We start from the raw sequence: 20,491 nt of genomic DNA, 5'->3' as shown, positions 1-20,491 counted from the left end.
AGGCGGGCTTTTTCGTTTGCGCTAGAAAAACGCCGACGTCATCTGCCTGGCTTCATGGGTCACTTCCAGCACACCCAAAACGTTGATAGCATCCGGCCACTGCGCTGTGGTTTTTCAGGTGAACTGGATCATCTCTGCCATCGCTCCAGCGCTGCCTGCCTTTTTCCGTATCCCGTTTCAACGCCCCGACAACCCCCATGCAGCGCTTGTGTAGCCAGCATGGGCTGACCGGCGGTGGGTCAAGATCGGAGAAAAACAGCGGATACCCCTTTGAAGCGTGCAGATATTTACAGGGACGTGGTGATATGAAGCAGTGGCTGTGCTGGTCGGTGTTGGCCTTGAGCAGTGCGGTGGCCCATGCTGCCGCCGAGAACGACCCTTTGCTCGACGGCGCCAGTGCTGCCGGTAGTGAAATCCGTGGTGTACTTCGCGCGCGCTCGCAGGCTGTGCTGGCCAGTGAGCTGCCCGGCCGGGTGGTGGACATGCCGTTTGCCGAGGGCCAGGCATTCAGCAAGGGGGATGTGCTGGTGCGCTTCGACTGCAGTGCCTACCAGGCCCAGGCCAACGCCTCAGGCGCCGCCGTACGTGCGGCCAAAGAGGAGCTGCGCAACAAGCAGCAACTGGCCGCGCTCAATTCCGTGGGCCGTTTCGAGGTGTCGCTGGCCGAGGCCCGCCAGGCCCAAGCACAGGCCGAAGCCCAGGTTTACCAGGTGCAAGTCCAGCGCTGCCAGGTCAAGGCGCCGTTCGATGGCCAAGTCGTCGCCCGCCGTGTACAGGCCCACGAGAGCGTGGCCAGTGGTGCTCCGCTGCTGGAAATCGTCGATAACCGCTCGCTGGAAATTCACCTGCTGGTGCCCTCGCGCTGGCTCGGCAAGCTCAAGCCCGAGCAGGCCTTCAGCTTCGTGCCCGATGAAACCGGCAAGCCGATCGACGCGGTGGTCAAGCGCCTGGGCGCACGCATCGACGAAGGCAGCCAGACCCTGCTGCTGATCGGCAGCGTGCCGGCCAACACGCCGGGCCTGCTGGCCGGCATGAGCGGCACCGCCCACTTCGTGCAGCCGCAATGAACGCCCCCGTTCCCGGCGCCCTCGAACAGCTGCTGGCGCATTACCTGAAGCTGGAGCGCCAGGCACGTGCTGCCGCATCGCTTGAAGTGCTGTCGTTCAGCATGGTCAACGACAGCCAGCCGCTGTTTGGCTACCGCCACGGCGCCTTGCTGATTGCCGGCAAGGTGCGTGCGCTCACCGGCATCAGCGTGGTCGAACCCAACGCCCCCTTCGTGGTGTTCATCGAACGCATGGTTGCCCGCCTGGGGGCGAGTGACCGTTTTGCCCTGCCGGGCGCGGTGCCACCGGAAACCGTCGACCAGGCCAGCCGTGACGACTGGCAGGCGTTGTCGGCTCCGCATGCCTTCTGGTTGCCGCTCAAGGACCGCCGCGGCGAGGTGTTCGGCGGGCTATGGCTGGCACGTGACCACGCCTGGAGCGATGCCGAGCAAGTGCTGCTGGCGCAATTGGGCGATTGCTATGCCCACGCCTGGGGCGCCTTGCAGCCGCGTAAACCCTGGCGCCTGCGCTGGCCGGCTCGCACCCGCCTGGCCGTGGCTGCCGGCGTGTTGCTGCTGTTCCTGATTCCGGTGCGCCAGTCGGTGCTGGCGCCTGCAGAGGTGGTGCCGCTCAATGGCCAGGTGGTTGCCGCGCCGCTCGATGGCGTGGTTGCCGAGGTGTTGGTCAAGCCCAACCAGCCGGTACAGGCCGGCGAGTTGCTGGTGCGTTTCGACGCCACCGCCCTCAAGGCGCAGGCCGACGTGGCCGAACGCACCCTGGGCGTGGCCGAAGCAGAACTCAAGGCCAACACCCAGCGCGCCTTTTCCGATGCCGATTCCAGTGCCCGCCTGGACTTGCTGGCCGCCCGGGTGGAACAGAAGCGTGCCGAGCGCGACTATGCCCGTAACCTGCTGGCGCGCAGCGAGGTGCGCGCCGAGCGCGGCGGTATTGCCGTGTTCGCCGACGCCCAGCGCTTTGTCGGCAAGCCGATGCGTACCGGTGAGCGGCTGATGGAAATTGCCGACCCGGCCCAGGCCGAACTGCGCATCGAGCTGCCGGTGGCCGATGCCATCGGCCTGGACAAGGGCGCCGAGGTTGCCCTGTTCCTCGACAGCGACCCCTTGAACCGCCACGCCGCCACGCTTGAGCGTGCAGCCTATGAGGCCCAGGCCACCGCTGCCGGGCAGCTGGCTTACCGCCTGGACGCCCGCTTCGCCGACGCGCCGCCGCGTATCGGCCTGCGTGGCACGGCCAAGGTGTTCGGTGCCCGCGCACCGCTGGCCCTGTACCTGCTGCGCCGCCCACTGGCGGCCCTGCGCCAGGCGGTGGGGATATGAACCTGCCGGCGCTGCGCCCGGACCTGCAGCTCTCGGTGGCGACCCCAGGGCTGGACGGCTCGCCGCAGTGGACCTTGGCCGACCCATTGCGCGGCAAGTATTTCAAGCTCGGCGCACCGGCCATGCGCCTGTTGCGCCACTGGGCGTTGGGCGATGCCCTGCAGGTGCTGCGCGCCGCCAATGCCGAACCCGGCGCGCCACTGACCCCGCAGGCGCTGGATGAGTTGCTGAAATTCCTGCGTGGGCACGACCTGATCAGCGGCGCCGACCCAGAGCAGAACGCCAGCTATGCCCTGAAGGCTGCCAGCCAGCGCCAGGGCCTGTGGACCCAGGTGCTGCACAAATACTTGTTCTTCCGCATCCCACTGTGGCGCCCGGATGCCTTTCTCAACCGCACCTGGCCGTGGCTGGAGCGCTACGGGCCAGCCTTGCTGCGTGGTGGCCTGCCGCTGGTGGCCTTGCTTGGCGCATTCTTGGTAATGCGCGACTGGGAACGCTTTCTGGCCACCTTCCCGCAATTGCTCAGCCTCGGCGGCATGCTGGCCTTCGCCATCGCCCTGGGCTTCGCCAAGCTCTGCCATGAGTTCGGCCATGCCTACATGGCCAAGCGCGCCGGTTGCCGGGTGCCGAGCATGGGCGTGGCGTTCATGGTGCTGTTGCCAATGCTGTACACCGATGTCAGCGATGCCTGGCGCGTGCAAGACCGGCGCACGCGCCTGCTGATCGGTGCCGGTGGCGTGCTGGCGGAGTTGCTGCTGGCCTGCATCGCCTTGCTGGCCTGGTCGCTGCTGCCGGACGGGGCGGGGCGCACGGCTGCATTCATGCTGGCCAGCGCCACCTGGGTGACCACCGTGGCAATCAACGTCAACCCGTTGATGCGTTTTGACGGCTACTTCCTGCTCAGCGACCTGTGGGGTGTGGATAACTTGCAAGGCCGGGGCTATGCCCTGTGCCGCTGGCACCTGCGCGAATGCCTGTTCGGCTATGGCGAAGCGCCGCCGGAGCGCTGGTCGCCGGCCTTGCGCAAGCGCCTGCTGTGCTGGGGCTACGCCTCTTGGCTGTGGCGCGCCGTGCTGTTCTTCGGCATTGCCCTGGCGGTTTATCACCTGTTCTTCAAGGTGCTCGGCATCTTCCTGATGATGGTCGAACTGGTGTGGTTCATTGGGTTGCCCATCTACAAGGAAATGCGCCATTGGTGGCAGCATCGGGCCAAGGCGCATCCGCGCAAGGTGCTGGCGCTAGGTAGCGCCGCGCTGGTGCTGCTGGCCCTGTTGCTGGTGCCCTGGCGCAGCGGGGTGGAAGTGCCGGCGATGCTCGAAGCGGCCAGGGTCACCGCCGTGCATGCGCCCACGGCGGCAAGGGTGGCTGAAGTGCGGGTGGTGGATGGCCAGCGGGTTGCCGAAAACCAGGTACTGGCGGTGCTCGAATCCCCCGACCTGGCATCGCGCATGGCGATTACCCGGCGTGAAATTGAAATTCTGCAATTGCAGTTGCGGCGCCAGTCCAGCCGCAGTAGCACGGCGGTGGACAGCGGCATTGTTGAGCAGCGCCTGGCCGAGGCGGTGGCCGAGTACCGCGGCCTGGCCGCCCAGCGCGAGCGCCTGACCTTGCGCGCGGCCCATGCTGGCACGGTACGCGACCTTGCCGACAGCCTCAGCCCGGGCCGCTGGATCACGGCCGAGTTGCCCTTGGCGCGCATCATCGAGGATGGCCTGCGGCTGCGCGGCTACCTGGCCGAAGCTGACCTCTGGCGGGTCGCGCCGGGCAGCCAGGGGCACTTTGTTGCCGACGATGTGCTGCGTGGCTCGCTTGCCGTAAACCTTGCCCAGGTGGATGCCAACGGTGTGGCCTACATTGATCAGGAGGCGTTGGTTTCCGAGCACAAGGGCCCGATTGCGGTACGGCGTGACGACCAGAAGCGTGCGCAGCCGTTGCAGGCGCAATACGGGGCGCAGTTCATGCTGGAGCACGCTGAAGCCGAACAGCTGGCCCACCCGCTGCGAGGGGTGGTGGTACTGCAAGGGCAGGGTGAATCGTTGCTGTCTGCGGCATGGCGACGAATGGCCGCGCTTGGCGTGCGAGAAAGTGGTTTCTGAGCAGTGCGAGCAAAACAATTGAGCTAAGGTGCTATCAATTGGCCACGTCTTGGCGTGTGGTGTCCACCACACGAATGGTTCGCGCACCACGGATCGATGACAGGGAAGTTTGCTTTGATGACGAAGTACGCTGTGACGCTGCGTGCCCTGGAAACAGGCGACATGGGCTTTATCGAGCACCTGTATGCCACCAGTCGCGCCCTTGAAATGACCCACAGTGGCTGGCCGGCCGAGCAGATCGCCAGCTTCCTGAAGATGCAGTTCAACGCCCAGCACCAGTTCTATCAGCAGCACTTTGCTGGCGCTGAATTCTGCATCGTCGAAGCCGATGGCGAGCGGGCCGGGCGCCTCTACACCTATTTCGGCAGCACCTGCGCGGTGCTGATCGATATCGCCTTGCTTCCCCATTACCAGAAGCACGGTATCGGCAGCGGCTTGCTCGAAGCCCTGCTGCGCCGAAGCGACCAGCATCAGTTGCCGGTCGAGCTCTCGGTAGAGCCCTACAACCCGGCCTTGCAGCTATACCAGCGCTTCGGCTTTCAGGTTATCGACCAGAAGGGCGTGTACCTGCGCATGCGCCGCGAGGCCCCCGACCACCCCAGCAGGATGCCGTCATGAGCGAAACCATCGACTACACCATGCCCACCTATGCCGAGCTGGAGCGCGTGCCTGCCGACGCCTTCACTGTCCAGGTCGGGCCACAGCAGCACCTGCCCATTACCCGTGTGGCGCTGCGTGCGGGCGTGGCCATGAGCCCGGATTACGAATGCTATGCCATCGTCTTCGCCTTGCCCGAAGGCGTGCAACTGCCCCAGGCGGTTTTCCGCATCGGCGCCCCCGAAGGCCAGCAGTGGACCTTGATGATGACGCCGGTAAAACCCGAAGAAGATGGGCGATACGCCCTGGAGGCCGTTATCCACCGCAAGCGCGTCGCGGCTTGACGCCTGGGCGCATGTCGCCGCTGTCAGTGCGCAACCAAAAGCAGTAACTCCAACCGAAACAACAAAGGAAGTGTTCGAATGAGTGATGCATATTTGGGTGAAATCAGGGTCTTCGCGGGCACCTACGCCCCCGTTGGCTGGTTGCTGTGCCAGGGGCAGTTGTTGCAGATCGCCCAGTACCAGGCACTGTTTTCCATCGTCGGCACCACCTATGGCGGTGACGGGCGTACCACATTCGGCTTGCCGAATTTCAGCGGGCGCGCGCCGGTAGGCACGGGCAAGGCGCCGATCGTCAGTGCAGCGTTCGTGGCGGGGCAGCAAGCCGGCGTGGCGGTGGCGACCGTACTGAGCGCCAACATGCCAGCCCACACCCACTCGATGGGCGCCACCACCCAGAAGGCGACCACCCATATACCCGGGCCAACCACGCTGCTCGCGGCCGTCGAGGATGCTGCCGGCTCGCCCGTCAACATCTACGGTGAAACCAACAACAGCAGCACGCCGCTGAACATCACCCTGTCGCCGCAAAGCACCACGGTGGCCGGTGCCAGCCTGCCGGTCGATGTGCAGAACCCCTACCTGACACTGAGTTTGATCATCTGTACCGAGGGTTTCTACCCGACGCAGTCGTAACTGCCTTCACGCCAATGCCTGAAAACCGTCAATAACGCGCATATCCAGGAAGTGTTCAAATGAGTGAACCCTACATCGGTGAAGTGAAAATGTTCGCGGGCAACTTTGCCCCCTACGGTTACGCCCTGTGCCAAGGCCAGATCATCCCGGTTTCGCAGAACAGTGCCCTGTTCGCGATCCTGGGAACCTACTACGGTGGCAACGGCACCAGCAACTTCGCCCTGCCCAACCTCGCGGGCCGGGCGCCCTTGGGCCAGGGGCAATCAACCAGCGGGGCAAGTTACGTTGTGGGCCAGGCAGCGGGGCAGGAGAGCGTCAGCCTGCTGCAATCCAACATGCCGGCGCACACGCACAAGCTCACCGGCACCACGGCCAGCGGTGTCACCAACGTGCCATCGCCGACCACCTTCCTTGCCAGCGCCGAGGATGCGGCCGGTACACCGTTGAACATCTACGGCAGTGCTGCACCGAACACCACCCTGTTGCCGTCGTTGTTGGCCACCACCGGTGGCTCGCAGCCGTTCTCGGTGCGCAATCCCTACGTAGCCATCTCGTTCATCATCGCGCTCAGCGGTGAATGGCCTTCGCGCCCGTAAAGCTTCGTCACGTCGCGACTTAGCGGTATCCACCCTATTACGCAACAAAGGAAGTGTTCGATGAGTGAGCCATTCATTGCGGAAATAAAAATGTTCGCAGGCAACTTTGCCCCGCGGGGCTATGCCCTGTGCAACGGCCAGTTGCTTGCGGTTCAGCAGAATCAGGCGCTGACCGCCCTGATCGGCAACCTGTATGGCGGCACCCTGCCCACCACCATTGCGCTGCCGAACTTCGGCGGCTGCACACCGGTTGGCCAAGGCACGCTGACGGGTAGCAGCTCGGGGTTCACGGTGGGGCAGACCGGCGGGGTGGAAGCGGTGACCCTGACCAACGGCAACTTGCCATTTCACAACCACATCCTGAACGCCAACACCGCCCCAGGCGACCACAACACCCCGACGGAAACGTCGGTGCTGGCCTCGCCCACGGACGCGGCGGGTTCGCCGTTGAACATGTATGCAGAAGGCGTTCCGGTGGACACCCAAATGGCTTTGCAGGCTATTGGCAATAGTGGCCAGTCGCTGCCACTCTCCGTGCGCAATCCATACCTGAGCGTCTCGTTCATCATCGCGCTGACGGGGATCTACCCCACGCGAGATTGAACGGCCTGCTGCCTGGCCGTTGCTGGCCTGGCAGCGCAGGGTAACGACCGGTGGTGCCCGCCAGGGCACCGCCACTTTTTTCGGCCGCGGTGCATGAGGTTCGCGGCGTGAGGCCATTCCAGGAGGTGCTTCATGAAGTTCATCGAACGTTTTACGCGTAGGCAAGCCGCCCCTCAGCCTGCTGCCGAAGCTGTCGGCACGCCGCTGTTGATGGCGCTGGAACCGCGCATCATGTTCGATGCTTCGGTAGCCGTCGTCGCCCAGGATGCCACCGCGCAGGCCACCGCCGACGCGGCCAAGGACAGCACCGCCAGCTCCGCCGATGCCGCAAGCCAAGCGCCGGTGGCCACCGCCGACACCCGCAGCACCCAGAGCGAACGCCATGAGGTGGTGTTCATCGACGGCCAGGTGGCCAATGTCGAGCAACTGGTGGCGGGCCTTGGCAACAATGCCGAAGTGGTGGTGCTGGACCCCAACAAGGACGGCCTGCAGCAGATGGCCGACTACCTCAAGGGCCGCGAGAACCTGGACGCCATCCACCTGCTGTCCCACGGTGCCGACGGCACGGTGCAGCTGGGCAATGTGTGGCTGGCCAGCAACAACCTCGCCCAGCACAGCGAAGCCCTGCAGAGCATTGGTGCCGCGCTCAAGGCCGATGGCGACCTGCTGCTGTACGGCTGCCGCGTGGGCGAAAGTGCCAACGGCCAGGCTTTCCTCGATGACCTGGCGTCGCTCACCGGCGCCGATGTCGCAGCCTCTGCCGACGACACCGGTGCTGCAAGCCTGGGCGGCAACTGGACCCTGGAGCGCAGCAGCGGGCTGATCGAAACCACCGCCCTGGGCGCGCAGATGGACGGCTACCAGAGCCTGCTGGCAGTGTCGTTCAGCGGTGGCGTGAACGGCACCACGCCAACCGTGACCACTGGCACGCAGATGCGCTACGTGCTTGGCGATTTCAACAACGATGGCATCAGCGACATCCTTTACCAAACCGGCACCGCGGCTGGCAGCGCCTGGCTGTTTTCCGCGGGCCGGGCTGACGGCACTTTCGAGACGGCGGTGGCCCAGGGTTCCTCGCCATTCGCCAACGTGACGCTGATCGACGCGGCGGGGGCGGGCTACAACTACTACGCCGCCGACTTCGACGGCGATGGCGACACCGACCTGCTTGGCGTCACCACAACCTCGGGCCCTGCCTATCTGTACCGCAACGTCAACGGGACTTTTACCCGTGAAATCGCCAGTGGCTTCAACGGCACCCAGTATGGCGTGCGCCTGGTGGTGGGTGATTTCAACGGCGATGGTGCCGCCGACATCCTCTACCAACCCGGGTCCGTCGATGCCAGCAATTCATGGCGTTATGCGCTGAACAACGGCGATGGCACCTTCACCGATACTGCGCTGGCCAGTACGGTGTTCAGCGGTTTGACCCTGCCGGGCTACCTCACCTACAACTACCGGGTGGTGGACTTCGACGGCGATGGCGACCTGGATATCTTCGTCTTCACCAACAACACCACGGGTACCTTGTACCGCAATGACGGTACGGCCTTTACTTCGGTGACCATCGCCAGCGCCCCGATGCCGGCATTCGCTGCGCGTGCACTGATTGGCGATTTCGACGGTGACGGCGATGCCGATATCTTCTACCAAAGTGCCGCTGCCGTCGGGTCGGCATGGCTGTATGCCGAAAACCTCGGCAACGGCACCTTTGCGCCGGCGGTGACACAAAACTTGTCACCCTTCGCCGGCGTCATCATGACCGACTTCGCCAACCAGAACGTGCGCGTGGCCGACATGGATGGCGACGGCGACCTGGACGTGGTGGGCACCGCGGCCGGGCAGAATTTCAGCGTTTACTACCAGAGCGGCAGCACACCGAAACTGGTGAGCTCGACCCCGGCCGACGACACCCTCAACGTTTCGCCCACCGCCAACATCACCCTGACGTTCAGCCAGAGCGTGACCAAGGGCACTGGCAACATCTATATCGTGCGCACCTCCGACAACGTCGTGGTGCAGACCATTTCGGTGAGCAGTGGGCAGGTCACCGGCTTCGGCACCACCTGGACCATCGACCCATCGGACCTGGCCCAAGGTGTGGCTTATGCCGTGCGCATCGATGCGAAGACCTTCGTCAACGCCGACGGCAAGGTGTTCCTCGGCATCCTCAACAACACCCGGCTGAACTTCACCACCGCCACCAACGCCGCGCCAGTGGTCAGCAACCTCAATGGCGACGCGGTCAGCTACAGCGAGAAGGGCAGTGGCGTACTGATCGATGCGGGTAGCAATGCCTTAGTCACCGACGCCGATTCAAGCAACTTCGGCGGCGGCAACGTGCGGGTTTCGGTGACCGGCGGTGCGGTCAGCGGCGAGGATGTGCTGTCGATCCGAAATGCCGGAACGGCGGCCGGGCAGATAGCCGTTTCCGGATTCAGTGTGCTGTACGGTGGCGTGACCATCGGTAGCTTCACCGGCGGCACCGGCGGCAATGCCCTGGTGGTGACGCTCAACGCCAATGCCACGCCGATTGCCGTCAGCGCCTTGTTGCAGAACCTGGTGTACAGCAACAGCAACACCACCGCGCCCAATACCGGCACGCGCATCATCAGCGTCAGCGTCACCGACGACACCGGCACCAGCAGCACGGCGGCGGCGGTTACGGTCAACGTACTGGCGGTGAACGACCCGCCGCAGGTCACCGCCAATGGCACCAACCCGACCTTCACCGAGGACGGCGCCGCGGTCGCCGTGTTCAGCGGCGCCGCGATCAGCACCGTCGAAAGCGGGCAGACCATCAACCAGTTGACCCTGACCGTCAGCAACCTGGCCAATGGCACCGCGGAAAAACTGGTGATCGATGGCTCCGATGTCACCTTGACCAACGGCACCAGCGTGTTCACCAGCGGCAATGGCCTGACCGTCTCGGTTTCGGTGGCATCCGGCACCGCCACGCTCACCATCACCCACGGTGGGCTGTCCACTGCGACGGCCCAGAGCATTCTCAACACCATCGCCTACCGTAACGACAGCAACGCCCCGACCGGCACTTTGCGCACCGTCACCCTGACCAGCGTGCGCGACAGCGGTGGAACCAGCAACGGTGGCATCGACACCTCGGCCCTCAGCATCACCAGTGTCGTCACCCTGGTGGCGGTCAACGATGCCCCGGTGCTCAGCGGGGGGCCGTCTGTGATCGCCGCCACCAACGAAGACACCACCAGCAACGCGGTGGCGGTTTCCACGATTCTGGCTGGCGCCAGCTATTCCGACGCCGATGCGGACGCCGCCTCCGGCATCGCCATTATCGCCACCGCTGGCCGTGGCACCTGGCAGTACTCCACCGACGGCACCACCTGGACCAGCTTCGGCAGCGTATCGACCAGCAGTGCCCTGCTGCTGGCCTCGACCAGCCAGGTGCGCTACATCCCGGATGGTGCCAATGGCGAGAACGTCTCCTTCACCTACCGTGCCTGGGACCATACCACGGGCACGGCGGCCACCAACGGCTCGCCCAACACCGGCGACACTACCGCCAACGGTGGCACCACCGCGTACTCCACTGGCACCGCCCAGGTCACGCTTATCGTCACCTCGGTCAACGATGCGCCGGTGATAACCCCGGTGAACCCAACCCTGCCCGGCCTGACTGATACGGCCACCAACAATATTGGCAGCGGCGTCAGTACGTTGCTTGGCGGCGTTACCGATGTCGACAGCGGCGCCCTCAAAGGTATCGTCGTGACCGGCATCACGGGCACCTACGGCACCTGGCAGTTCAGCACCGACAATGGCGCCACCTGGATCAACATCGGCAGCGCCTCGGATACCTACGGGCTATTGCTGAGCCCCGCCGACCGCCTGCGTTTCGTACCCGATGGCGTGCACGGGGAAACCGCCACCGTCACTTACCGCGCCTGGGACCAGACCGGCGGAACCCAAGGCCTGCAAGGCCTGCGCACCAACGTCGCCGGGCTTACCGGCGGCAGCAATGCCTACTCCAGCGCCACCGATACCGCCAGCGTGGTGGTGACTGCTGTCAACGATGCACCGGTGGTGACCGGCAGCGGCGGCAGCGTGGCCTGGACCGAGGGCAACAACGTCACGTCCACCCCGGTGATCATCGACAGCGGCCTGATCGTCAGCGACCCGGATGGCCCAAGCATCGCCTCGGCCACCGTCAGCCTGGGCGGCAGTTATGTGCTGGGTGAAGATACCCTGGGCATAACCCTTGACGCCGCGACCACGGGCAACATCACTGCCACGTGGAACGCCATCACCGGCACTCTGACCCTCAGCGCCGCCGGCGGTGCCACCCAGGCGCAGTTCCAGGAAGCGCTGCGCTCGGTGACCTACACCAACAACTCGGACACCCCGACCACCACCACCCGCACGGTGTCGATCAAGGTCAACGATGGCAGCCTCGATTCCAACGTGGTCACCCGCAACGTGACCCTCACGGCGGTCAACGATGCGCCGCAGATCAGCGCACCAACCAACGTCAGCGTTACCGAGGACACACTGTCGCCGGTCACCGGCATCGTCATCAGCGATGTCGACTCCAGCAGCGGCACCCTCACCCTGACCGTCGCCGCCGGCAACCTCAGCGGCGTCAGCACCGGTGGTGTCAGCGTGGCTGGCAGTGGCTCGGCACTCGTTCTGACCGGCACCTTGAGCTCGATCAACGCCTACATCGCCGCAGGCAACCTGAAGTACACCACGGCGCTCAACGCCAACGGCAGCGTGACCCTTGGCATCAGCGTGGACACGGCCAGCGTCGCCACCGTCACCCGCAGCCTGACCCTCGACATCACCCCGGTGAACGACGCGCCGACCATCACCACGCCGGTTTTCATCAATGTCACCGAAGATGTTGCCATGCCCTTGTCTGGCATCAGCTTCGCCGATGTCGATGCCGGCAGCGGCAGTGTCACGGTGACGTTCAGCGTGGCCAACGGCAACGGCACGCTGACCGGTAGCCCCAGCAGCGGTGTGGCCATTACCGGTTCCGGCAGCAACAGCATCGTGCTCGAAGGCACCGTCGGCGACATCAACAGCATGATCAGCAATGGCCACCTGAGCTACCTGGGCGCGGCGAACGCAACGGGGGTGAAAACCCTGTCGATCTCCATCAACGACAACGGCAACACCGGCAGTGGTGGCCCGCTGACGGTGTCGGCGGACCTCTCGCTGGTGATCGCCGCCGTCAACGATGCCCCGGTCAACAGCCTTCCACCCTCCCAGACGGTGCTGCAGGACAACGTGCTGACCTTCAGTACCGGCAATGGCAACCTGATCAGCGTCTCGGACGTGGACATCGGCGCTAACCCGATGGTGGTCACCCTCACCGCCAACCACGGCCTGCTGACCCTGAGCCAGACCACCGGCCTGAGCTTCATTGTCGGTAATGGCTCAAGCAATGCGACCATGACCTTCAGCGGCAGCCTCAGTGACATCAACGCGGCGCTCAACGGCCTGACGTTCGCCCCAACCGCCGGTTACTTCGGCACCGGCTCACTGACCATCGAGAGCAACGACCAGGGCAATTCCGGCAGCGGCGGCGCGAAAAGTGACATCGACACCCTGCTGATCACCGTATCGCCGGCCAACCCGAAGGTCGTCAGTGTGACCGCGCTGCCCGGCAGTGATGGCCAGCACAAGGTGGGCGATACTGTCTACATCGTGGTCAATTTCGACAACGCCGTGGTGGTCGACCTCACCGGTGGCCAGCCAAGCCTGCTGCTGGAAACCGGCGCCATTGACCGTGAAGCGGTGTATATAAGCGGCTCGGGAACGAACCAGCTGGTGTTCCGCTACACCGTGCAGGCCGGTGACACCTCCGCCGACCTGGACTACGCCAGCACCGCATCGCTGCGCGCCAATGGCGCGGTGCTGCAAAGCGGCGCGGGCTATTCGGCGGTTCTCACCCTGCCGACCGTGGGCGGCGCCAATTCCCTGGGTGGCCAGCAGAACATCGTGGTCGACGGTATCGTGCCGACCATCAGCTCGGTGACGCTGCCGGCCGATGGCAACTACCGGCTGGGCCAGAACCTCGATTTCGTGGTCAACTTCAGCGAGGCGGTGACGGTCGACAGCACCGGCGGTACGCCGCGTCTGGCGGTCACCCTGGATAACGGCGGCATCGTGTATGCCGACTATCTGTACGGCTCCGGCGGCAGTGCGCTGGTGTTCCGCCTGACCGTTGCCAGTGGCCAGTTGGATACTAACGGCATCAGCGTCGGCAATACCTTGCAGCTCAATGGCGGCAGCGTGTACGACCAGGCCGGCAACGCCAGCACGACCGCGTTCACGCCGGGCAACAGCAGCGGCATCCTGGTCGATGGCGTGGTGCCAAGCGTGGCCAGTGTGGCCGTGCCGGCCAATGGCAGCTACAAGGCCGGCGAAGTGCTGAGCTTCACCGTCAACACCAGCGAAGCGGTGCTGGTCGACACCCTTGGCGGTACGCCGCGCCTGGTGTTGAACGTGGGCGGCGTGACCCGGTACGCCAGCTATGTGTCCGGCACAGCCGAGGGCGCCTTGTTGTTCCAGTACACCGTGCAGGCGGGCGACACTGCCAGCGGCGGCATTGGCGTCAGCGGCACCCTGGACCTCAATGGCGGGCATGTCAACGACCCGGCCGGCAATGCACTGGCGCTGAGCCTCAATGGTGTTGGCAGCACGGCCGGCGTGATCGTAGACACCACCACGCCGTATGCCACCAGCATCACCCGGCTGGATACGACGCCGAGCACCAGCGCCTCGGTCAGCTACAGCGTGACCTTCAGTGAGCAAGTGCTGCACGTGGATGCCAGCGATTTCAACCTGGTTTTCGGTGGCGATGTCGCTGGCAGCATTCAGAGCGTCAGCAGTACCGACGGCATTACCTATACCGTCACCCTGGGCGGCCTGACCGGCACCGGCACCGTGCGCCTGGACCTCAAGCCTGGCACCGACATCACCGATGCCGCAGGCAACCTGATACCGGGCGGACGGGTCGGGGTGAACTACGCCATCGACCGTGTGGCGCCGAGCGTGTCTACCGTGGCTGTGCCGGCCAACGGCACCTACGTCGCCGGCCAGAACCTCGACTTCATCGTCAACCTGGACGAAAACACCCGGGTCGACACCAGCGGCGGCACCCCACGCATCGCGGTGACGCTGGGCAACGGCGAAGTCGCCTATGCCCAGTACCTGTCCGGCTCCGGCTTGCAGTCGCTGGTGTTCCGCCTGACCGTCGTAAATGGCCAGTTGGATAGCGACGGCATCAGCTTGGGCAACGTCATCGAGCTCAACGGCGGCACCCTGCGCGATAACGTGGGCAACGATGCCAACCTGCAACTGAACAACGTCGCCGACACCCGTGGTGTACTGGTGGATGCCGTGGTGCCGGTGATCGCCAGCGTCGACGTGCCGGCGAGCGGCAGCTACAAAGCGGGCGATGTGCTCAGCTTCACCGTCAACACCAGCGAAGGCGTAGTGGCCGACACCCTCGGTGGCACGCCACGCCTGGTGCTGACCGTGGGAGGGGTGACCCGTTATGCCAGCTATGTGTCCGGTGGCGCCGACGGTGCGCTACTGTTCCAGTACACCGTGCAGGCCGGTGACACGGCCTCTGGCGGCATTGGCGTCAATAACACGCTGGACCTCAACGGCGGGCACTTCAACGACCCGGCCGGCAATGCGCTGGCGCTCAGCCTGAACGGCCTGGGCAGCACCGCCAACGTGCTGATCGACACCACGACGCCGTATGCCACCGGCATCACCCGGGTAGACACGACCCCGACCAACAGCGCTACGGTCAGCTACCGCGTGACGTTCAGTGAAACGGTGGCGAACGTGGACGCCAGCGACTTCAACCTGATCTTCGGCGGTGATGTCACGGGCAACATTCAGAGCGTCAGCAGCCTCGACGGCATGACCTACACCGTGACCCTGGCCAACTTGAGCGGCACCGGCACCGTACGCCTGGACCTCAAGCCCGGCACCGATATTGCCGATGCCGCCGGCAACCTGGTACCAGGCGGGCGCGTTGGCGTGAGCTACGCCATCGACCGCGTCGCGCCGAGCGTGACCGCCGTGGATGTGCCGGCCAACGGCACCTACGTCGCCGGCCAGAACCTCGACTTCACCGTGCACATGAGTGAAGTGGTGCAACTGGACACCAGCAACGGTAGCCCGCGCCTGGCCGTCACCTTGGACAACGGTGGCACGGTGTACGCCGAGTACCTGTCCGGGGCCGGCAGCAGCGTGCTGGTGTTCCGCCTGACCATCACCAGCGGCCAGCTGGACACCACCGGCATCAGTGTGGGCAGCGGCCTGCAGCTCAACGGCGCGACCCTGCGCGATGCCGTGGGCAACGCTGCGCAAACCACGCTCAATGGCCTGCCGGCCACCGATGGCATCCTGGTGGATGCCGTGGTGCCGACCGTGGCCACGGTGACGCTGCCATCGCCGGGTGCCTACAACGCCGGTGACGTTTTGCGCTTCACCGTCAACGCCAGTGAGCCGGTGGTCGTCGACACCAGCACCGGCACGCCACGGCTGGCCGTGAACATCGGCGGGGTGACCCGCTATGCAACCTACGTTTCCGGCTCCGGCACCTCGGCGCTGGTGTTCGAGTACAGCATCCAGCCAGGCAACAACAGCACCAGCGGCATCAGCCTGGGCGCCAGCATCGATCTCGATGGTGGGTCCCTCACCGATGCCGCTGGCAATGCAATGAACCTTGCGTTGAACGGAGCAGGCTCCGGCGCAGGCATCATCGTCGACACGGTCGCGCCACAGGTCAGCGACATCGTGCGGGTCGACACCACACCGAGCAACGCCAGCACCGTGCGCTACACCGTTACCTTCGATGAAAGCGTTTCCGGGGTAGACAGCGCGGACTTCTCGCTGGCCTTCACCGGCAGCGCCAGCGGCCGTATTGCCTCGGTGGAGCAGGTCAATGGCCGCACCTATACCATCGTCGTCGACAACCTCAGCGGCGCCGGCAACGTGCGCCTGGACCTGAACGCCAGCGGCACCGGCATCACCGACGTGGCCGGCAACCCGATCAGTGGCGGGCTGGCGGGCAGCGTGTACAGCATCGACCGCGTCGCCCCTTCGGTAACCGGTGTGACGGTGCCGGCCAGCGGTACCTATGTGGCTGGCCAGCAGCTGGACTTCACCGTCAACACCGACGAGGCCGTGCTGGTGGACACCGGGGACGGCGCACCGCGCCTGGCCATCACCCTGGACAACGGGCGGGTGGTGTATGCCGATTACCTGGCAGGCTCCGGCGGCAGCGCCTTGGTGTTCCGCCTCAACGTCACCAGCGGCATGGCCGGTAACGGCAACTTCAGCGTGGCACCCGTCATCGACCTCAACGGCGGCAGCATCCGCGATGCCCGCGGCAACGATGCAGTGACCGCGCTGAACAACGTGGGTGACACCTCAGGCATTCTGGTCGATGCCCGCGCCCCGCGCGCCACCAGCATCGTGGTCGATGGTCCGGTACTGCCGACCGACCGTAGCCTGAGCTTCACCCTGACCTTCGATGAACCGGTAAGCGGTGTGGACGCCAGCGATTTCAGCGTGCTGGGCACCAACACCGCGAGCGGGGTGGTGCAGCAGGTGCAGCGCATCGATGCCAGTACCTACCGCATCGTGGTCGGTAGCCTGCGCGGCCAGGGCACGCTGGCCTTGAGCCTGAATGCGCTGGGCAGCGGCATCCAGGACGCGGCTGGCAATGCCATGGCGCTGAGCTTGGTGGGCCAGGCCCAGGGCATCCAGACCCAGGACGTGGGCGACCTGCAGTACCGGCTCAACCCACCGCAGGCGCTGGGTGACCCGCGCTCCACCGTGCTGCAGCCCCAGGTGCCTGGGCCGCAGCTTAACGAAAGCGTGTCACCGCTGCTGCCGGGGGCGCTGTTCGAGGTGCGCAGCGTGGGGGGGGATATCCAGCCCCTGGGCACGATCTTCCTCGGCAACGCCAGCAGTGCGCCAAGCTTCATCGCCCAGGTATTTGGCAGCAGCGACAGCGCCGCCGTGCAGGCGGGCTTCGGCGGCTTTGCCAGCGGCGGTAACGGCGTGTTCGGCAGCAGCACCTTGGCGGCGATTTTCAGCCATGAGGTGCCGGGTGTCAGCGACATGAACGTGTTCAACGGCAGCCAGTGGCGGCCAGCCGACCTCAGCCAGGGGCTGCGCGGGGTGTTCGGCGTGCCGACCTTCGGCCAGCAACTGCAACAACTCAACGATGCCGAGCAGCGCCAGGTGCGCGACTTGGCTCACGCCTTGGCCCAACCGGCCCAGATCGGGCGGCAGGCATGAAATACACACAACACTTGATGAACAAGCCGTACCAGGGGGCGGCTCAAGGATGAAGAAGAGTCACAAACTGTTCGCCGCCAGCCTGTTGGCGTTGGCCGTCAGCGGCTGCGCGGTCACCAGCCAGCCAATCGACCGCAGTGTCAGCGAGGAACGCGCACGGGCGGATCTTGCCAGCATGTTCAAGGGGCAGGAGCCGCTCAATGGCCCGCTCACCTTGCACCAGGCCATGGCCCGTGCGGTGAAGTACAACCTTGAGGCACGGCTTAAGGTGATGGAAGAAGCCCTGGCCAAACGCCAGGTCGACCTGGCTCAGTTCGACATGCTGCCGCGCATGGCGCTGGATGCAGGCTATGTCGGGCGCAACAACGTCAGCGCCTCCAGCAGCCAGAGCATCCGCACCGGCACCCAGTCGCTGGAGCCGTCCACCTCCCAGGACCGCGACCGCGATGTGGCCGACCTGACCATGGTGTGGAACGTGCTGGACTTCGGTGTGAGCTACGTCAGCGCCAAGCAGCAGGCCGACCAGCGCCTGATTCTGCAAGAGCGCAAGCGCAAGGTGGTCCACACCATCACCCAGGATGTGCGCTCGGCCTACTGGCGCGCAGTGGCGGCGCAGCGCCTGCTGAGCCAGATCGACGCGCTGATGCGGCGCATTCACCAGGCCCGTGACAACAGCCAGAGCATGAGCGCCCAACGCATCGGCGACCCGGTGCAAACCCTGAGCTACCAGCGCGCCCTGATCGAGGCCACCCGCCAGCTGGAAGAGCAGCGCCGCGCGTTGTCGCTGGCCAAGACCGAGCTGGCGGCGCTGATCAACCTGCCGCTCAATACCGAATTCACCCTGGCGCCGGAAGAAGGCTACGTGGTGCCGACCTTCAAGGGCGACTTCGCCAAGCTTGAGCAGCAGGCCCTGGCCAGCCGCCCTGAGTTGCGCGAGCAGGACTACCAGGCGCGCATCAGCGCGGCAGAAACCCGCAAGGCCATGCTGCGCATGCTGCCGGGCCTGGAGTTCTCGGCCGGTGGCCACTACGATAGCAACTCGTTCCTGACCAACCAGAGCTGGGCCGACTATGGCGTGAAGGTGACCTGGAACCTGTTCAACGTGCTCTCGGCACCGGCGGCGATCAAGGTGGCCGAGGCGGGTGAAAACGTCGCCGCAGCACGGCGCCAGGCCATGTCGATGGCGGTGCTGGCGCAGTTGTACGTGGCCAACGCCAACTTCAACGAGTCGGTTCGCCAGTTCCGTACCAGCGAAGAGCTGGCCACGCTGGATGGGGAAATCGCCGGGCAACTGCGCAACCGCTACCAAACCCAGAACATCGGTGAGCTGGAGCTGATCCAGGGCGAGTTGAACAACTTGCAGACCCAGCTCAAGCGCGACCTGGCCTACGCCGAGCTGCGCAATGCGTACGCGCAGCTTTATGTCAGCTCCGGGGCCGACCTGCTGCCCGATACCTTGCCTGACAGCAACCTGCAGACCATCGCCAGCGCGTTGCGCAATGGCGAGGCGAACTGGAACCGCTGATCGGCTGTAAAAAAGGGGGCCTGCCTGACGGCGGGCCCCCTGTCTTGTAGCCGGCTGGGTATCAGTGCAGCTTCAGGCGCGGCTCGGTGCCGCGGCCAATCTTGCTGCCCAGCATCATCAAGGCCGTGCGGAAGAACCCGTACAGCGCCATCTGGTGCATGCGGTACAGCGACACGTAGAACATCCGCGCCAGCCAACCTTCGAGCTTCACGCTGCCCATCAGGTTACCCATCAGGTTGCCCACCGCCGAGAAGCGCGACAGCGATACCAGCGAGCCGTAGTCCTTGTAGGTGTAGGTGGGCAGCGGCTTGTTCTCCAGCCGCGCCTTCAGGCTTTGCGCCAGCATCGACGCCTGCTGGTGCGCGGCCTGGGCCCGTGGCGGCACGTTGCGGTCGCTACCCGGTTGCGGGCAGGCGGCGCAGTCGCCGAAGGCGAAGATGTTGTCGTCGCGGGTGGTTTGCAGGGTAGGGCGCACCACCAGCTGGTTGATACGGTTGGTTTCCAGGCCGTCGATGTCCTTGAGGAAGCCCGGTGCACGAATGCCCGCCGCCCACACCTTGAGGCTGGCCTGGATCACTTCGCCGTCCTTGGTTTTCAGGCCGTCCTCGGTCACTTCGCTGACGGCGGCGTTGGTCATCACCTTCACGCCGAGTTTTTCCAGGGTCTTGTGCACCGGCACGCTGATGCGCTCTGGCAGCGCCGGCAGCACGCGCGGGCCAGCCTCGATGATGGTGATGTGCATGTCCTTGGGCTGGATACGGTCCAGGCCATAGGCTGCCAGCTCGTGGGCCGCATGGTGCAGCTCGGCCGCCAGCTCCACGCCGGTGGCACCAGCGCCAACGATGGCCACGCTGATTTTTTCGCTGGCCACGTCACCGGCGTGGGCGCGCAGGTAGTGGTTGAGCAGCTGCTGGTGGAAGCGCTCGGCCTGCTTGCGGGTGTCGAGGAACAGGCAGTGCTGCGCCGCGCCCAGGGTGCCGAAGTCGTTGGTGTTGGAACCTACGGCGATCACCAGCGAGTCGTAGCCCAGGGTGCGCGCAGGCAGCAGTTCGCGGCCCTCTTCATCGAGGGTCGCGGCCAGCTGGATCTGCTTGCCTTCACGGTCCAGGCCGCTCATGCGCCCCAGCTGGAAGTTGAAGTGGTTCCACTTGGCCTGGGCCACGTAGTTCAGTTCGTCTTCCGAGGAGTTCAGCGAGCCGGCGGCCACTTCGTGCAACAGCGGCTTCCAGATGTGCGTGAGGTTGGCGTCGACCAAGGTGATGTCGGCCTGCTTGCGCTTGCCGAGGGTTTTACCCAGGCGGGTCGCCAGTTCCAGGCCGCCGGCGCCGCCGCCGACAATCACGATGCGATGAGTCATGGGGATATCTCATAAGGTTTACGGAATGCGTGGCCCCAGGGGCCGG

11 protein-coding genes are annotated in these 20,491 nt (G+C 65.1%); 10 read left to right on the top strand and 1 reads right to left on the bottom strand.

What is annotated here, in order from left to right; translation table 11 throughout:
• Positions 1 to 305 precede the first annotated feature (305 nt).
• From F3J45_RS06815 to F3J45_RS06770, 10 genes are all read left to right on the top strand, one after another.
• Positions 306 to 1,067 (top strand): efflux RND transporter periplasmic adaptor subunit, encoded by a 762-nt coding sequence (locus F3J45_RS06815; RefSeq protein ID WP_167059278.1) that lies wholly within the window; start codon positions 306 to 308, stop codon positions 1,065 to 1,067.
• The gene (locus F3J45_RS06810) at positions 1,064 to 2,383 is read left to right on the top strand and encodes an efflux RND transporter periplasmic adaptor subunit (protein ID WP_167059275.1); all 1,320 of its coding nucleotides are present in this window, start codon (positions 1,064 to 1,066) and stop codon (positions 2,381 to 2,383) included. Before F3J45_RS06815 ends, F3J45_RS06810 begins: the two co-directional genes overlap by 4 nt.
• Positions 2,380 to 4,479, top strand: a complete 2,100-nt coding sequence (locus tag F3J45_RS06805) for an efflux RND transporter periplasmic adaptor subunit (protein WP_167059271.1) — start codon at positions 2,380 to 2,382, stop codon at positions 4,477 to 4,479. Before F3J45_RS06810 ends, F3J45_RS06805 begins: the two co-directional genes overlap by 4 nt.
• Before the next feature lie 117 nt (positions 4,480 to 4,596).
• Entirely contained in the window at positions 4,597 to 5,097 is a 501-nt protein-coding gene (locus F3J45_RS06800) for a GNAT family N-acetyltransferase (protein WP_167059267.1), read from the top strand.
• Entirely contained in the window at positions 5,094 to 5,420 is a 327-nt protein-coding gene (locus F3J45_RS06795) for a hypothetical protein (protein ID WP_167059264.1), read from the top strand. Before F3J45_RS06800 ends, F3J45_RS06795 begins: the two co-directional genes overlap by 4 nt.
• Before the next feature lie 78 nt (positions 5,421 to 5,498).
• The gene (locus F3J45_RS06790; protein WP_167059261.1) at positions 5,499 to 6,053 is read left to right on the top strand and encodes a phage tail protein; all 555 of its coding nucleotides are present in this window, start codon (positions 5,499 to 5,501) and stop codon (positions 6,051 to 6,053) included.
• 59 nt (positions 6,054 to 6,112) lie between these two features.
• On the top strand, positions 6,113 to 6,649 hold the full coding sequence (locus F3J45_RS06785; protein ID WP_167059257.1) for a phage tail protein: 537 nt from the start codon (positions 6,113 to 6,115) through the stop codon (positions 6,647 to 6,649).
• A 60-nt stretch (positions 6,650 to 6,709) separates the two neighbouring features.
• Positions 6,710 to 7,252, top strand: a complete 543-nt coding sequence (locus F3J45_RS06780; RefSeq protein WP_167059254.1) for a phage tail protein — start codon at positions 6,710 to 6,712, stop codon at positions 7,250 to 7,252.
• 132 nt (positions 7,253 to 7,384) lie between these two features.
• Positions 7,385 to 17,563: a DUF4347 domain-containing protein gene (locus F3J45_RS06775; protein WP_167059251.1), complete on the top strand. Its 10,179-nt coding sequence runs from the start codon at positions 7,385 to 7,387 to the stop codon at positions 17,561 to 17,563.
• 49 nt (positions 17,564 to 17,612) lie between these two features.
• Positions 17,613 to 19,088 (top strand): TolC family protein, encoded by a 1,476-nt coding sequence (locus F3J45_RS06770; RefSeq protein WP_167059248.1) that lies wholly within the window; start codon positions 17,613 to 17,615, stop codon positions 19,086 to 19,088.
• A 61-nt stretch (positions 19,089 to 19,149) separates the two neighbouring features.
• Here F3J45_RS06770 and F3J45_RS06765 read toward each other — a convergent pair whose 3' ends face one another.
• Positions 19,150 to 20,445, bottom strand: a complete 1,296-nt coding sequence (locus F3J45_RS06765) for an NAD(P)/FAD-dependent oxidoreductase (RefSeq protein ID WP_167059245.1) — start codon at positions 20,443 to 20,445, stop codon at positions 19,150 to 19,152.
• Between the last annotated feature and the right edge of the window lie 46 nt (positions 20,446 to 20,491).

It is taken from the genome of Pantoea sp. Ap-967 (genome assembly GCF_011752565.1).
Lineage (GTDB): Bacteria > Pseudomonadota > Gammaproteobacteria > Pseudomonadales > Pseudomonadaceae > Aquipseudomonas.
The sequence above is the reverse complement of the archived record's forward strand: the minus strand, read 5'-3'. Positions and strand labels throughout refer to the sequence as shown.

Coding starts and splice junctions, on each gene's coding strand:
- F3J45_RS06785 (WP_167059257.1), top strand. CDS start 6,113: ATGAGTGAACCCTACATCGGTGAAGTGAAAATGTTCGCGGGCAACTTT.
- F3J45_RS06775 (WP_167059251.1), top strand. CDS start 7,385: ATGAAGTTCATCGAACGTTTTACGCGTAGGCAAGCCGCCCCTCAGCCT.
- F3J45_RS06795 (WP_167059264.1), top strand. CDS start 5,094: ATGAGCGAAACCATCGACTACACCATGCCCACCTATGCCGAGCTGGAG.
- F3J45_RS06765 (WP_167059245.1), bottom strand. CDS start 20,445: ATGACTCATCGCATCGTGATTGTCGGCGGCGGCGCCGGCGGCCTGGAA.
- F3J45_RS06770 (WP_167059248.1), top strand. CDS start 17,613: ATGAAGAAGAGTCACAAACTGTTCGCCGCCAGCCTGTTGGCGTTGGCC.
- F3J45_RS06780 (WP_167059254.1), top strand. CDS start 6,710: ATGAGTGAGCCATTCATTGCGGAAATAAAAATGTTCGCAGGCAACTTT.
- F3J45_RS06810 (WP_167059275.1), top strand. CDS start 1,064: ATGAACGCCCCCGTTCCCGGCGCCCTCGAACAGCTGCTGGCGCATTAC.
- F3J45_RS06815 (WP_167059278.1), top strand. CDS start 306: ATGAAGCAGTGGCTGTGCTGGTCGGTGTTGGCCTTGAGCAGTGCGGTG.
- F3J45_RS06805 (WP_167059271.1), top strand. CDS start 2,380: ATGAACCTGCCGGCGCTGCGCCCGGACCTGCAGCTCTCGGTGGCGACC.
- F3J45_RS06800 (WP_167059267.1), top strand. CDS start 4,597: ATGACGAAGTACGCTGTGACGCTGCGTGCCCTGGAAACAGGCGACATG.
- F3J45_RS06790 (WP_167059261.1), top strand. CDS start 5,499: ATGAGTGATGCATATTTGGGTGAAATCAGGGTCTTCGCGGGCACCTAC.